9 protein-coding genes and 1 pseudogene are annotated in these 14,721 nt (G+C 73.9%); 1 reads left to right on the forward strand and 9 read right to left on the reverse strand.

Annotated features, from left to right (window positions below; genetic code table 11):
* Positions 1-196 precede the first annotated feature (196 nt).
* From E1269_RS20210 to E1269_RS20240, 8 genes are all read right to left on the reverse strand, one after another.
* The gene (locus tag E1269_RS20210) at positions 197-772 is read right to left on the reverse strand and encodes a type 1 glutamine amidotransferase domain-containing protein (protein ID WP_131897851.1); all 576 of its coding nucleotides are present in this window, start codon (positions 770-772) and stop codon (positions 197-199) included.
* On the reverse strand, positions 700-5,103 hold the full coding sequence (locus tag E1269_RS20215) for an alpha-(1->3)-arabinofuranosyltransferase (RefSeq protein WP_131897853.1): 4,404 nt from the start codon (positions 5,101-5,103) through the stop codon (positions 700-702). The genes E1269_RS20210 and E1269_RS20215 overlap by 73 nt, the downstream gene beginning before the upstream one ends.
* Complete coding sequence (locus E1269_RS20220) at positions 5,100-5,858, reverse strand: class I SAM-dependent methyltransferase (protein WP_131897855.1); 759 nt, start codon at positions 5,856-5,858, stop codon at positions 5,100-5,102. Before E1269_RS20220 ends, E1269_RS20215 begins: the two co-directional genes overlap by 4 nt.
* A gap of 117 nt (positions 5,859-5,975) precedes the next feature.
* Complete coding sequence (locus E1269_RS20225) at positions 5,976-7,193, reverse strand: glycosyltransferase family 4 protein (protein WP_203433920.1); 1,218 nt, start codon at positions 7,191-7,193, stop codon at positions 5,976-5,978.
* Positions 7,194-7,231: 38 nt separating this feature from the next.
* On the reverse strand, positions 7,232-7,375 hold the full coding sequence (locus tag E1269_RS32380; protein WP_162606528.1) for a hypothetical protein: 144 nt from the start codon (positions 7,373-7,375) through the stop codon (positions 7,232-7,234).
* Positions 7,376-7,406: 31 nt separating this feature from the next.
* A complete protein-coding gene (locus E1269_RS20230; RefSeq protein ID WP_131897857.1) occupies positions 7,407-9,203 on the reverse strand; it encodes an MmpA family trehalose lipid delivery protein in 1,797 nt (598 codons plus the stop codon).
* 185 nt (positions 9,204-9,388) lie between these two features.
* A complete protein-coding gene (locus E1269_RS20235) occupies positions 9,389-12,121 on the reverse strand; it encodes a hypothetical protein (RefSeq protein ID WP_131897859.1) in 2,733 nt (910 codons plus the stop codon).
* Positions 12,118-12,762 carry a hypothetical protein gene (locus E1269_RS20240; protein ID WP_131897861.1) on the reverse strand — a complete coding sequence of 215 codons (645 nt, stop codon included), beginning with the start codon at positions 12,760-12,762 and terminating at the stop codon, positions 12,118-12,120. Before E1269_RS20240 ends, E1269_RS20235 begins: the two co-directional genes overlap by 4 nt.
* A 183-nt stretch (positions 12,763-12,945) precedes the next feature.
* On the opposite strand from E1269_RS20240, the gene E1269_RS20245 reads away from it, so the two are divergent.
* A complete protein-coding gene (locus tag E1269_RS20245; RefSeq protein ID WP_131897863.1) occupies positions 12,946-14,160 on the forward strand; it encodes a lipopolysaccharide biosynthesis protein in 1,215 nt (404 codons plus the stop codon).
* A gap of 178 nt (positions 14,161-14,338) precedes the next feature.
* Here E1269_RS20245 and E1269_RS20250 read toward each other — a convergent pair.
* Positions 14,339-14,721: pseudogene (locus E1269_RS20250) on the reverse strand (RNA polymerase subunit sigma-70); the annotation flags it as partial.

Genomic DNA, 14,721 nt, shown 5'->3' on the forward strand with positions numbered 1-14,721 from the left:
GCCGCGAGCACACCAACGGACGGCGGCCCGCCCTGCTCACGCCTCAGCGTGAACCTACTCCGGGACCGGGACGGAAAAAAGCGATCCGGCAACATCGCCCGAGATCACACCCGGCCATACCCCATGATCATCAACTGTTGGCGACGCTATGACGTCGCCAACAGTTGATGATCATGGGCGGGGCGGGGCGGGACGCTCACGACGTCGCCGCGGCCTGCGCGGGATGCATGCCCTCGGCGAACTCCTCGATCATCTTGGCGCAGAACGCCGGCAGGTCGTCGGGCTTGCGGCTGGTCACCAGGCCGTGGTCGGTGTGGACCTCCTCGTCGACCCAGGTGCCGCCGGCGTTGCGGATGTCGCTCTGCAGGCTCGGCCACGACGTCAGCGTGCGGCCCCGCACCACGTCGGCCTCGACGAGTGTCCACGGCGCGTGGCAGATGGCGGCCACCGGCTTGCCGGCGGTGAAGAACGACCTTGCGAACGCGACCGCCTCCGGGACCATGCGCAGCTGGTCCGGGTTGGCCACGCCGCCGGGCAGCATAAGAGCGTCGTAGTCGTCGGGGTCCGCGTCGGCGACGGCGTGGTCGACAGGGAACGCGTCGGCCTTGTCGAGGTGATTGAAGGCCTGGACCCGGCCGCCCTGGGGCGCGACGAGCTCCGCGCGGCCGCCGGCGTTCACGATCGCCTTCCACGGCTCGGTCAGCTCGATCTGCTCGACCCCCTCGTTCGCGACGAGGACCGCGACCCTCGTGCCGTCGATGCGCTGGTCCATGTCTCCTCCCTTCGCGGTTCGGACGTGCCTACCGTCGGCCGGTACCCGGAGCGGTGCGTCCCATTCGGGGCAGGGCCGGACTGGTCGGGGCCGAACATGGAATCGATGGTCACGAACTGCTCGTCGTCGACGACGGTGCCCGGCCGCTGCCAGGCGACCGCGCCGATGACCGCGATCGCGACCGCCACGAGCACGAGCACCTGCGCCGTGCCGGAGTGGGCGCCGGGATCCGGTCCCGGCCAGGGCCGCAGCGCGACCACGAATCCGGCGAGCAGGACGGCGACGGCGGCCAGGGCGGGCGCCAGCCGGGTCAGCCACGGCCGCCGCGGCCCGGCGAGCAGGACCGCGGCACCGACGGCCGCGGCCAGCACGCCCGCGACGCCGCCCAGCAGGAACAGCGCCGCCGTACCGACGACGATCACGGGTGCGGCGCGCTGCCTGCGGTGCCGCGCCGGGTAGGCGCCCGCACGCTGCGCGGGGATCGCCGACGGCACCGGCGGAACCCGGGTGCCGCGCCAGGCCGCGAGCGCCACGAGGAGCACGCCGAGCGGGCCGGCGGCCAGGGCGAGCCGGTACGGCTGGTCCGGCGCGTACGTCAGCTCGACGACGCCGGCCGGCCCGACCGGCAGCACGAAGCCCTGCGCCCAGCCGTCCAGCCGGACCGGCCGCAGCGACCGCCCGTCCAGCGTCGCCTCCCACCCGGGGTTCAGGTTCTCGGCGACGGCCAACACGGCCGGGGTCTCGCGGGCGGCGACGGCGACCTCGCGGCTGGTCGGCTCCCACGACTGGACGGCCACGTCGGGCGCGTCGGGTGCCGGGGCGGGCTCGTCGAGCGGGCGCAGCGTCACCGACTCCGGCCGGGTGTGCGCGGTGGCCTCCAGGGTGATGTCGTGGCTGCCCTCGTCCAGGGCGATGACGTCGTCGTCGCATGGCACCGCCTCGAGCCGGCGCCCGTGCAGCAGGTCACCCACCGTCGCGGCCACCCTGGTGGGCACCTCGGTGCCGTCGACCAGCAGCGCCGGCCCCTCCCCGCACGGGATGCCGACCTCGCGTGACTCGTCGACCGCGGCGCGCAGGTCGTCGGCGCCGACCACCTCGACCTCGGACAGGCCGGCCGGGAGCGCCGACCGCAGACCGAACGATGCGTCGGTGTCCTCCACCTCGTCGACCTCGAGGATCCGAATTGTCACCTCGTCGGTCCGGACCGGCTCGGTGAACGGGACCTCGCCGTCGGCGCCGACGGCGGCCTGGAAGCGCTGGTCGCCGACCCGCACCTCGACCAGGCTCGGCCGGGACGCGGCCAGCCACGGCTCGACGACCAGCCGCAGCCCTTCGATCTCGCGCTCATCCTCCCAGGTCAGGGTCAGCTCCGGTGTCTCGTCGCGGGCTGCGGCCACCCAGCCGGTGCCGGGGTCGTCGTCGACGGCGGACTGCGGGCGTCCCAGCGGGTCGGAGATGGCGCGCGAGCTGGCCTCCGCCCGGATCGCGCCGGCCTCCGGTGCCAGCAGCGCCTCCAGCGACCGGCTCGGGCGCGGCCGCACGGTCAGCTCCGCGGTGTACTCGGCGGCGGTCGCTAGGTCGGCTCGGCGGCGCAGGTCGCCGTTCTCCTCGCCGGGCCGGGCCAGCTGCCGCGCGCATCGGGCGACCTCGCCGGTCCGCACGCACTCGCCGCGGCCGCCGTCGGCGACGGCGAACGCGAGCGCCGCCGGCGGCACGCCGTCCCCCGCATCGCCGAGGTCCTCGGCACCCACGGCCGGCACCTGCAGCGTCCGGGTGACGTCGACCCCCGGCACGGTCAGCTCCCGGATGCCCACGCCGCTGACCGTTTCGCCGTCGACACCGACGACGGTGACCCGCAGCGTCCGCGTCTCGCCGGGCGGGACCGCGACCACCTGCGCCCCTCCGCCGGGCTGCAGGTCGCTCTCGACGACGCCGGCGTCGGTACTGACTGCGACCCGCTGCATCGGCGCGCTGATCGGGCCGCCGGTGAGCGGGACGATCTCGACAGAGCCGACGTCGACCGGCTCGTCGAACCGGATCTCCAGCCACTCGCCGACCGCGCTGCCGTAGTCACCGGACACCCAGGCGGTTCCGGTGTCACCGTCGACGGCGGCCCACGGGGAGTTCTCCGCACCTCTCGCCATCGTCGCCCGCGGGTCGGCGCCCGACGACGACGCGGTCACCGCCGCGACACCGTCGACGACGGCCACGGTCTGGCGGTCGGGGTCGTCGACGGTGCCGTCTCCGCCCGCGCCCGAGGCGTGGAGGTCCTGCGGCAGGAAGTCGCGGACCTTCCGGCCCAGGTCGCCGTCGTCGTCGGCGGTCAGCACCTGCGTGGCGTTGTCGCGGCTGGCGCCGAACCAGACCGCGCGCTTGCGCAGCCCGTCCGTGACGACCGGGACGGGTGCGGCATCGGCGACATCGGCACCGTCGCCGGCCACGAACACCGCCCGGTCGCCGAGCAGCCCGGCGTCGCCGGCGGTGAGCAGCGACTCCGGCCCGCCGGACATGCGCACGCTGCCGTCCAGCGGGTAGGCCCGCACGCGGTGCTCGTCCACCTCTGGGTCGCCGATGGCGTACACCTCGACCGCCGGGTACCGGACGTCGAGCCTCGTGTCGGAGGCGACGTCGGGGTCGTCGTCGGAGCCCACCATCGGGCCGAACGTCGCGACCCGCTCCGCGCCGGGCAGGTCCGCGATGGCCTGGTGCACCAGGGCCGGTCGCGGCGCATCGGTCCGGCCGCGGTCGAGGTCGTTGCGGACGACGAGATGGGTGACGCCCGCGCGGGTCAATGCCTCCACGACGCCGTCGCCGCCCTCACCGGAGGCGATGCGGGTCTCGACGGAATCGAGCAGCCGGATGTTGCCCGCGGATGACAGCGGCACGGAGTCGCGGACCGCCCAGGAGGCGTCGGTGAGCGCCTGCAGCGGCTCGTCGCGCGGCGAACCCCACGTGTACTCGGCGAACGCGCTGCCGGGGACGAGCAGGGCCCGGCCGGTGCCGGTGTTGTCGTCGAGCCAGTCCGCGGCCTCGTGCCAGTAGGCGGGGATCTCGTCGTAGGCGCCCGCCTGGGGCAGCCGGCCGGCCAGCGCCGGCGTCGCCACCCCGGCGAGCACCACCACCGCCAGCCCGACGACGAGCACCTTGAACCGCCGCACCGAGATGGCCGGCACCCGCAGCGTCGCCAGCGCGTGCGCCAGCCCCAGCGCGAGCGGCAGCCGCAACACCACGTCGAACTTGTGCACGTTGCGGAACGGCGCCAGCGGACCGTCCAGCAGCCCGCGCACCGTCTCGGCCAGCGGACCGGCGGCCGCGCCGACGAAACCCGCCGACACCAGCCCCAGCCCGATCACGGCGCTCGTCAGCAGCACCCGCCTGCCGGGGAGGTCACGGCGGGCCAGTCCGCCGAGTCCCAGCGCCGCTATCAGCACGGTGTGCAGGATCAGCACGGGCTCGCTGGCCAGCAGCCACCCGGCCGGCCACTGCGGGCCGCCGGCGACGGAGAGGTACGACAGCCAGTGGTCGTTGCCGCGCAGCACCTCGACCAGCGACGTGTGCTGGGTGGTGTTGGCGGCGGTCTCGATCCAGTCCAGGAACGGCGGGCTGTGGGCGCCGAGCAACAGCAGCGGACCCGACCACCACACCGTCACCGCGGCGCAGCAAGCCACCCACCAGGCGGCGAAGCGCCAGCGGGCCGGCCAGCGCGGTGCGAGCACCAGCCACAGCCCCGCCGGGACGACGGCCGCCGCCGTCGCGGCCGCGTTGACGCCACCCATGCAGAACACCGCCAGCGCCGACAATGCGGCGTTGCGGAGCACCGGGCCGCCGCGCCAGGCGCGCACCAGCGGGATCAGCGCCCACGGGGCCAGCGCGGTCGGCCACGCCTCGACGGACACCGCACCGAGCGACACCAGGATGCGCGGCGCCAGCGCGTACACCATGCCGCCGAGCAGCCGCGTCCACGACCGGCCGATCCCCAGCTCCCCGGCCAGCCGCACCATGCCGAGGAACGCCGCCACCAGGATCAGCGACCACCACAGCCGCTGCACCACCCACGACGGCAAGGCGGCCAGGTCACCCGCCAGGTGCAGCGGACCCATCGGCCACAGGTAGCCGTAAGCCTGGTTCTGCAGCTGGCCGAACGCGGCGGCGGGCTCCCACAGGTGCAGGGCGCGCTCGAGGAAGCCGCCCGGGTCGGCGGTCAGGTCGAGCTTGGTGTCCGGGACGATGCTGCCGGGCGCCTGCCGGAACGCCAGCGCCGTCAAGCCCAGACAGCACAGCACGAGCTGTAGGCGCCACGCCGGTCGGCGCAGCCGGGTCGGAGTGGTCATCGGCGGCGCAGCACCACCACGAGGTTCCAGGTCAGCAGCTCGCGCACGCCGGGAACGCGCACCACGCCGCGTGCCCACCACGGGTGGTAGCGCGGGAACGCGTCGAGCAGGTGGCCGTGCGGCGTGCCCCGGGCCCAGGTCAGGGCGTCGGCGACGGAAACAGGGAACAGACTCGTGCCGAACCGGTTCTTCGGCGGGTGGCCGTGCCGTCGGGTGTAGCGGCGCGCCGCGCGGTGCCCCCCGAGGTAGTGCCAGGGCGCGGTCTCGTGGCCGCCCCACGGCGACAGCCACACCGTGAACGACAGGAACACGACACCGCCGGGGCGGGTGACCCGCAGCATCTCCTCCGCCATGGTCCACGGGTCCGGCACGTGCTCGAGCACGTTGGACGAGTAGCAGACATCGGCGACGGCGTCGCGGATCGGCAGCGCCAGGCCGCTGCCCATGACGCTGCCCGGCTCCGGCCGGCCCCGGGCGGACAGCTCGCCGAGATCGCTGTCGACGGAGACGTACCTGGCGCCGGCGGCCAGGAAGGCGTCGCGGAAATATCCCGGCCCGCCGCCGATGTCGAGAACGAGCGCACCACCCAAATCGGCATAATCGGACAATTGTGAAGCCGAGTCAGCCGCCAACGTTCCGTAGAAATGGTCCGGGTCACGCTGTTCGGCGAGAAATGCCCGAAATAGCCGGACCGAACGGCCGAGAGTGGCTCGGTCGCGAGAATCCCTCAGCAGCACCTCGGCAAAATACCCCATATGCCTGCGCGGTTTTACCGATTCGGCCTTCTTCGGCCGCTGGCTCCCATGATCATCAACGGCTGGCGACGTCATAGCGTCGCCAGCCGTTGATGATCATGGGAGCCAGGGGCCGGTTCACGACTGGCGGAAGAAGAGCGCCGGCTCGGCGGCGGCGGGCCGCCGGACGACGTCCAGCGGGCGCGCCGGGACGCGCGTCCGACCGGCGCCGGCGCGCTGGTTCATCAACGTTACGGGCCGGACCCCGGCGGCCGTCGCGGACACCTCGGTCAGCAGCCGATCCCACGCGAGGACCGTCTCCTCCCAGGTGAACCCGGCGGCGCGGACGGCGGCAGCGGCACCCAGGGCCGCACGCCGGTCGTCGTCGGCGAGCAGGTGGTCGACGGCGGCGGTGAGGCCGTCGAGATCGTCGACCAGAACGCCGGTCTCGCCGTCGACGATCGACTCGGCCAGGCCCCCGGCGGACCGGTAGCCGACGGTCGGGACCCGGTGCTGGGCGGCCTCGACGACGGTGAGGCCCCAGCCCTCCTTCACCGACGGTGCGAGCATGAGCCAGCTGCGCGCCAGCTCGTCGTGCTTGGCGCGCTCGTCGACGTAGCCGTGGAACTCGGTGATGTCGTCGACGCCGAGCTGGCGGGCGGTCTGGACCAGCCGGCCGGACCACCAGCCGTCGCCGATGACGCTCACCCGCAGGTCGGGCCGGCGCGGGCGGAGCCTGGCCGCGACCTGCAGGGCGTGCTCGACCCGCTTGTGCGGCACCAGCCGGCCGAGGACGCAGAGGCGGGGCGTCGCCTCCCGATGCGTCGTCGTGGCTGGTGCCGCCGCGGTGCCGTTGTGGACGACGTCCACTCGCCCGGGACCGACCCCGAGCGCGGCGAGCTCCGTCCGGGTGACGTCCGAGACGGTGACGTAACGACTCCTGCGGTACAGCCGGGGCGCGACCCGGGACTCCAGCCACCAGCCGAAGCGGGCGACCGCCGGCCCGTACACCACACCCCACTGTTCGCGGTGCACGTGGTGCACGAGCACCACCACCGGGCAGCGCACCGCCAGCCGGCTGAAGAACGGGACGCCGTTCTGCACGTCGACGACGACGTCGGGCCGGCCCAGAGCGCCGGTCGCGAGCATCCGCACCGCGTGCGCGTAGACGGTGAGCTTCCCGCCGCGGCGCACGATGCGGTAGCCGTCGCGCCGCTCCTCCCGGGCCGCGCCCGGATAGGCGGCACAGAAAAGGGTGACGTCGTGGCCGGCGGCGGCCAATCCGGCCGCGACGGTCTCGACGTACCGTTCCGATCCGCCGCCCTCGGGATGTGAGGTGTCACGCCAATTGAGCATGACGATGCGCATTGTGGTCACGGTCGTGTCGCCGCCGGTCAGTTGTCGTCGTAGTCGATCAGCTGTTCCTGGCTGGCGTCGTCCGCGTCGTCCGGCTGGCTGACGTTCACCGCGGTGACGACGGTCAGACCGGCGAGCACCACTCCGACAATGGCGGCGACAAGGCCTCCGATATTTCCCATGAACGTGCGAACTCCTCGAGCTACGCGGAAATCACGACACCCGGGAGCGTAACGACCGGCGACGCGGCAAGAAGGCGTTACGGACAACATCAACCGAAGCGGCCACAAGAATGGCCAAAAAGACGATATCGGCGGCGATGACCGGCTCGGACGGCGGAATGCGGGTCCATGATCGTGCCGATTCGGGCAGCCGGTACAGATCGAGGGTGCCGTTCACCTCGACCGGGTCGGCGGCCTTCAGCACCGCCTCCGGCAGCTCGCCCGGGGTGTCCCGCTCGACGGCGATCCAGCCGACACCTGCGGCGGCCAGCTCCTCCGCGGCGTTGTCGCCGTCCGCGGCGAGGACCGCGCCGACGTGCTCGGCCCGGCGGTCCTCCCCCGGTACGACGACGCCGCCGACCGGCAGCGCGTCGGGCACCACGGTCTCGACGCCGAGGTAGCGGGGCGCAGGGTCCAGGACGGTGTGGTCGTCGTTCCAGGGGAATCGCCGGAACGGCTGGTACGGCAGCACGACCAGGTCGCCGTCGCCGTCGGACGCCTGGAGCGCGGCGCGGACGTCGTCCCAGGCGGCCGGGTACGCGACGGGAGTCAGCCGGCCCGCGGCGCCCCAGGCGAGGTCCGGCAGCGCCGCCAACGGGAGGACGACGGCGGCGGCGGTGGCGGCCAGCGCCGGTAACCGGCCCGGGAGCGCCCGCGCGACCCGTCCGGTGCCGACGGCCGCGGCGAGCGCGACCAGCAGCGCGTACCAGGCCAGGAACTTCTGCCCGTCACGGACGAGGCCGCCGCCGGGCACCTCGGCCACCAGCCACTCCACCAGCCCGGCCGTACCCGGGACGGCCCCGGCCACTGCGAGCAGCCCGCCGAGCACCGACAGCCCGGCGAGGGCGGCGAACTCGGCCCGGCCCAGCCGTCGGCGCAACTCCCCCAGCCCGATCGCTGCGAGCACCAGCAGGACGGCCGCGAGGACCAACGCCGACAGCAGGTCGCGGCTGTCCGGCACGGCGCCCTCGTTCCAGATGCCGCCGAGGGTGAGCAGGCTGCCGACGAGGCCGGCCGGCGAGTCCGCCTGCGACGCGAACGCGGCGACACCCGCCGCGTCGGAGACCGCAGGATCGGGCCGGAGGACGGACGGGACCACCCACGGCGCCTGCAGCGCGACCAGCGAGACGCCGACGACGGTGCGGAGCCGGCCGGTCTGCCGGCCGCCTGGTGCGAGCACGATGGCCGCGAACAGGGCGGCGGCGAGCAGCCCGCCGGTGGGTGTGAGCGACGCGAGCGCGGTGATGCCGAGCCCCGCACTGGCAGCATGCATCCGTCCACGGCGCACGGCCCGGCCGAGCATCAGCAGCCACGGCAGCGCCGCGTACGCGATGAGCGTCGGCCAGTGGCCGATGACCAGCCGTTCGAACACGTAGGCGTTCCAGCCGTAGACGGAGGCCGTGACCAGGCGGGCTCCGGTGCTCACGTCCGGCAGGGCACGGCCGGCACCGAGCATGGCGGCCAGCAGGATGCCGGCCAGCGCCAGCTTCTGCAGCACTGCCCCGGTGACGACGGAGTCGAGGATCGCCACGGCCGCGTCCAACGGCACCGCCCGCGGCACCGCACTGCCGAGACCCACCGACGACGGCAGCAGTGCCTGGTCCGGCACCGCCACCATGTCGTAGGACAGGACGAAGCCGGGTGCGGCGAGCGGCGCCAGGACCACGGCGGTCAGCAGGACGCACCAGGCCGGCAGCAGCCAGCCGTGGGCGCGCGGCGAGTGGGTGGCAGGTGAGCTGCGCCGGTGCCGCGCTGCGTGCGGGTCGCCCACCAGCAGCCCTCCCCGCATGATCGACCAGCACCGCCAGCGGCGAGCATAACCCCCGCACCTCACCCGCCGGGTCGCGCCCGTCGAACCGATTCCTCCCCGCAGCCTCAAATGATCACGTTCAGCAGGATCCCCCGAGCCTCATCATGATTGCGAGCATGGTGTGACACGAGATTTCGTGCTGAACGTGATCATTTCCAAATGGGTCAGGGGCGGCGGGCACGCAGGAGGGTCGCGGCGCCGGCCGCGGCCGCGAACACGCCCAGGGCGAGCACGCCGCGGGTGACGTTGCGCCCGCCCTCGCCGCTGACCTCCGGAAGCTCGTAGCTGAAGGCGGTCTTCAGCGTCGCGCCGTCGGGTGCGCCGTTGACCAGCGGCTCGTTCAGAGCGCGCTCCGCGCCGGCTTCGAGCATGGCGTACCGGGTGCCGAAGTCGGCGGCGGTCTCCTGACCGGCCGCGGCCAGCTGCGACGAGCCCTCCTCGGACAGCCGCTCCGCGCCGTCGACGAGCTGCGGCGCGCCGTCCGCGGCCTGGCCGAGCCCCTGGTAGAGCTGGACCGAGCCGTCGGCGGCGTCGTCGAGGCCGTCGGCGAGCACCCCGGCGCCGACCGCGGCCTCGTCCGCGCCGTCGGCCAGCTGACCCGCACCGTCGGCGATCTGCCCGGCACCGTCGGCGGCCTCGTCCGCGCCGTCGGCCAGCTGACCCGCACCGTCGGCGATCTGCCCGGCACCGTCGGCGGCCTCGTCCGCGCCGTCGGCCAGCTCGCCGGCGCCGTCGGAAAGCCGCAGGTTGCCGTCGTGCAGGTGGTGGGCGCCGTCGGTGAGCTGCATGAGGCCCGCGACCAGGGCGTTGCCGCCCGCAATGATCTGGTCGACGCCGTCGCTGAGACCGTTGACGCCGCCGCGCAGGGTCTCGTCCTCGGGGGTGTCCTCGGGCTCGCCGATGCCGCCCTGGACGGAGCCGACCACGCCGCTGACCAGCTCCCCGACGCCGTCGTCGAGGAGGTTCAGGCCCTCCAGCAGGCCCGGCTCGTCCGGGCAGACGTCGACGGAGTCGCTGGACAGGCCGCACTGCAACCGCACCAGGCCGGCGAGGACGCCCTCCCCGCTGGTCAGCGCGTCCTCCAGGCGGTTGAGCCCGCCGTACAGGGTCTCGTCGTCCATGGGGTCGTCCGGGTTGGCCAGACTGGTGCGCCCGTCGGCCAGCTCGTCGCGCAGGGTCGTCAGGACGGTCTGCGTCAGGTCGTCCACGTCGTACCCGACGACCGGCCGCAGCGTGCCGAGCAGCACCGCGTTCTCGCCGTAGCACGCCGGGTCGAAGCCGCTGGTGCGCTCCTCGAGGATGTCGCTGAGCACCAGCACCGCGCAGCCGATGCGCTGGTAGGCGCCCGGCGCGTCGGTGGACTCGTTGTAGACGCCCTCGGCCATCTGCTGCAGCGCGGGCACCGCCTCGGACTCCAGGCCGTGCCGGATCTGCTCCAACCCGCCCAGCAACGTGCCCTCGGTCTCGATGTCGCCGATGCCCGCGCGCAGCCGGTCGATGCCCTCGCGCAGCGGCTGGGCCTGCTCGGGCAGCCCGCCGATGCCGTCGTACATGCGGGTCAGGCCGGCGTCGACACGGTCCAGGCCGGAGCCCACCTGCTCCAGGCCGCCGATCAGCTCCGGCGCCCGGTCCCCGGCGGTCTCCAGGCCCTCGGCGAGCTGACCGGCGCCGTCGGCCAGCTGCTCGCCGCCGTCGGCCAGCTCCTCCGCACCGGGGGCGAGCCGGTTCTTCAGCCCGTCGGCCAGCTCGGCGCCGCCGGCCGCCAGCTGCGCGGCGCCGGGGACCAGCCGCTTGGACAGGCCCTCGGCGAGCTCCGCTCCCCCGTCCGCCAGCTGGCTGGCGCCCGGTGCGAGCTGCCCGCCCACGCCCTGGTAGAGCTGCTGGGCGCCGTCGGAGAGCTCCCGCGCACCGGGCGCGAGCTGGTCGCCCAGGCCGTCGGCCAGCTCACGCGCGCCGGGCGCGGCCTGGTCGGCCAGCCCGGTGCTGAGCTCCTGCGCGCCGTCGCGGAGCTGGATCAGCCCGCCGAGCAGATCCGCGGCACCGTCACGCAGCCGCAGCAGGTTCTCGTCGATGGTCTGGGCGCCCTCGGTCAGCGCGATACCGGAGTCGATGCCGCCCTCGTAGCCCTCGACACCGGTCGCGTAGGTCGGGCTGTCCAGCGGCGACACCGGCAGGGCCGACAGCGTCGCCTCCGGGATCATGCCGTCCTCGATGACCGCCGTGTACCCGAACTCCTGCTCGGCGGACCCGATCGGCGGGAACAGCGTCAGCGCGTACGTGAGCCGGGTGCCGCCGCGTCCGTCGCCGCCCATGTTCGCCTCGCCGGAGGTGACGTCGGTGAACGTCGACGGCAGGATGGTGGTCATGGTCCCGACCATCGGGACGAAGACCTCCTCCTCCGTCGTGACGAAGGTGCCGGTGCCGTCGTCGTACTCGATCTCGCGCGGCTCACCGGTCTCGTTGACGACGCGGTAGCGGACCTCCAGCTCGCCGGACTCCCCGACGACGTCCTCAGCGTCGACGACCTCGCCGTCCAGCCGGTACTCGACCGAGACCGACAGGGGCAGGTCGCCCTCGAAGTGGGAGACGGTACGCAGCCGCTGCTCGCCATCGACGTCGAGCTCCACGACGGCCTCGCCGTCCTCGGTGTCGGTGCCGCCGAATCCGTCGAGGTTGCGCAGTCCTTCGGTGGTGACGGGGTTGCGCAGGTCGACCGAGCCGGCGCCGGTGAGGTCGAGCTGGTCGTAGACCCGCGCGGTGTCGAGGCTGCCGTCGGCGTTCAGGTACACCTGCACCGTCTCGGTGTTGGTGGTGCCGACGTCGGCGGCCGCGACCGGGGCGCCCAGGATCAGGGCCGCGGCGGACGCGGCGGCGGTGGCGACGACACGCCGGCTCATCGCAGCGCTCCTTCCCAGAACGTGCCATGCCGGTTCCGGTCGGCGTCGTCGCGCGTCTCGTCGCGGGTCTCGTCGTCGTGGGTGTCGCGGTCGACGGCGTCATCGTCGCCGTCGTCGTCGACGTCGCGGACCCCCCGCTCTGCGGCGCGTTCCACCTCGATCTGGTTGCCGAGGAAGACGGTGGCGAGGAACCCGAAGGCGGCCGCGAGCAGCACCGTCGTCAGCGACGTGGGCGAGGTCTGCGCGAACTCCGGCGGCGCCGCAGTGTACGGCACCTCGTACGCGCCGACGACGGCCGCCGCGCCGATGAGGAGAGACCACAGCGGCAGCCGGCCGGAGGTCAGGAACGCCACGAGCAGGCACGCCAGCACCACCAGCATCGCCGCAACGCCTCGCCCGGCGGACGTGTCCGGCAGCCAGGCGGCGCGCAGCGCGTAGCCGATCCACGCGAGCACCGCACCGGACAGCAGACCAGCTACCCGCTCCAGCGGGCTGCGGTCGGGAACGACTCCCGCCGCGCCGCCGAGAGCGGCGCCGAGCAGGGCGACGTGCTCCAGCTCGAGGCCGAGCCAGTCGCCTCCCCACACCAGCAGGCCGGTCGCCACGGCCAAGAACAGGCCGGGCAGGAAGTACCGTCGCATCGTGTCCCTCCCGGGCGGTCCGCTCTGACCGCCGTCGTCGATAGGGAGACTTCCTACCAGTCGGTAACAAGAAGGTCCAGTGGTTCTGGTCAAAAACTTGGTCATGCAAGGAGATGACCGGTGAAGCGGGCGGTCAGGTCGAACGGGGTCGTACCGGGCCGGCGCCCTGGCACGATAGGCCGCATGCCGCAGCTCGCCAGACGTCTGCTCGGCGCCGGGCTGGGCAGCTCCGCGGGAACGCTCGCCGCTGGCACCAGCCTCGCCAATGCTCTGGGCTACGTCCTGACCGTCGCCGCCGCCCGCCGGCTCGGGCCGGACGAGTTCGGCGCGTTCAGTGCGCTGCTGGCGCTGATCGTGGTCGGCAACGTCGCCGCGCTGGCCGTGCAGGCGACGACGGCGCGGGGCGCGGCGACCGGGCGGCCGGTCGCGCCGGCCGTCCGCTCCGGGCTGGTCATGGCGGTGGTGCTGGGGGTCGGGCTGTGCGCGCTGAGCCCGGTCGTGTCGGCGGCGCTGCGCCTGGAGTCCGTGGTGCCCGCGATCGCGTCGGCGGTCGCGATCGCCGCGCTGGCCGCCACGGCGCCGTCGCTGGGCATCGTGCAGGGCCGCGAGCGGTTCCGGCTGCTGGCCGCGCTGGTGAGCATCCAGGCCGCGCTGCGGGTCGGTGGCGGCCTGGTCGGCATGGCGCTGCACCCGACCGCGTCGGCCGCGCTGATCGGGATCGCCGCGGGCTTCATGGCCGCGGGCTTCGTTGCCTGGGCGGCGGCCCGGCCGCCGGTGTCGTCACCACGAGGCGGGTTCGCGGTCCGCGCGACGCTGTCCTCCGGCGCGATGCTGCTGGGCTTCGTGGTGCTGACGAACATCGACGTGATGCTGGCCCGGCACGTGCTCCCGACCGAGGTCAGCGGGCTCTACGCGGCCGGCTCCATCTTCACCAAGATCGCGTTCTGGTTGCCGCAGTTCGTCCCGATGCTCGCTTTCCCGGCGCTGGCCGACCCAGAGCGCCGGCGCGGCGCGGTCGCGCTCGGCGTGGCCGCGGTCGCCGGCTGCGGCGCCATCCTCACGGCGCTGACCTGGGCGGTCGCCGACCTCGCCGTCGACGTCGTCGCAGGCCCCGACTATGGTGACGTGGTCGCATGGGTGCCCGGGTTCAGCGGTCTCGGCGCCCTCTACGCGCTGGCGCACCTGCTGGTGTACGCGCACCTGGCACGTGGCGACCGCTGGACCACCGCGGTGCTCTGGACGGTGCTGACCGGCTACGTGCTGACCGTCGAGATCTGGGCCCACGACCTATCCGGCGTCCTCGTGCCGGGCCTGGTGGCCGCCGGCATGGTGGTCCTTTGGGGCCTCAGCCGCGAGCGCACGCACCGACGCTCCGAGGACCCGATGGCAGTCGGCTGACGGTGGCGAGGGTGGCGACATCACCAGGACTTTCGGTGCTCTACCAGGGATGTACGCGTGGTGACGCACCAGGAGCCCTCGTGATGTGCCGGATCGTTGATGATCAGAAAAGCGGCGATTCGGCGGCAGCACCTCCAGCGCCACCACACCACCCGCCATCGCTGCCAGGTTCCAGGGTTCAGCGAGCGCGGCGGAACCAGCGGCGGCCGGCGGTCTCGCGCGGCGTCGGAGTGACGGTGTTGGGCGCCTCGCTGCCGGTGGGCTCAGGTGACTCCGTCGGCGCCGGGTCGGTCGGGTCCGCCGTCTCGCAGTCGGGGTCGGTGACTTCGGTGCCGCTGTCCGACGCAGCGTCCGGGTCCGTCGCCGCCGGATCCGTCTCGGCCGGGTCGGTCGGGCACACCCCGTCGGGCTCGGTCGGGTCCGGGTCCTCGGTCGGGTCGTCCGTGGGCGGGTCGGTCGGGTCGTCCGTCGGCGGATCCGTCGGGTCCGTGGGCGGGTCGGTCGGGTCGTCCGTCGGCGGATCCGTCGGGTCCGTGGGCGGGTCGGTCGGGTCGTCCGTCG

The organism is Jiangella asiatica (genome assembly GCF_004349065.1).
Taxonomy (GTDB): domain Bacteria; phylum Actinomycetota; class Actinomycetes; order Jiangellales; family Jiangellaceae; genus Jiangella; species Jiangella asiatica.

What these genes read in the sequence shown, in the direction of transcription:
- E1269_RS20215 (WP_131897853.1), bottom strand. Translation starts at nt 5,103, where the DNA reads ATGACCACTCCGACCCGGCTGCGCCGACCGGCGTGGCGCCTACAGCTC.
- E1269_RS20245 (WP_131897863.1), top strand. Translation starts at nt 12,946, where the DNA reads ATGCCGCAGCTCGCCAGACGTCTGCTCGGCGCCGGGCTGGGCAGCTCC.
- E1269_RS20230 (WP_131897857.1), bottom strand. Translation starts at nt 9,203, where the DNA reads ATGCGGGGAGGGCTGCTGGTGGGCGACCCGCACGCAGCGCGGCACCGG.
- E1269_RS20220 (WP_131897855.1), bottom strand. Translation starts at nt 5,858, where the DNA reads ATGGGGTATTTTGCCGAGGTGCTGCTGAGGGATTCTCGCGACCGAGCC.
- E1269_RS20225 (WP_203433920.1), bottom strand. Translation starts at nt 7,193, where the DNA reads ATGCTCAATTGGCGTGACACCTCACATCCCGAGGGCGGCGGATCGGAA.
- E1269_RS20210 (WP_131897851.1), bottom strand. Translation starts at nt 772, where the DNA reads ATGGACCAGCGCATCGACGGCACGAGGGTCGCGGTCCTCGTCGCGAAC.
- E1269_RS20240 (WP_131897861.1), bottom strand. Translation starts at nt 12,762, where the DNA reads ATGCGACGGTACTTCCTGCCCGGCCTGTTCTTGGCCGTGGCGACCGGC.
- E1269_RS20235 (WP_131897859.1), bottom strand. Translation starts at nt 12,121, where the DNA reads ATGAGCCGGCGTGTCGTCGCCACCGCCGCCGCGTCCGCCGCGGCCCTG.
- E1269_RS32380 (WP_162606528.1), bottom strand. Translation starts at nt 7,375, where the DNA reads ATGGGAAATATCGGAGGCCTTGTCGCCGCCATTGTCGGAGTGGTGCTC.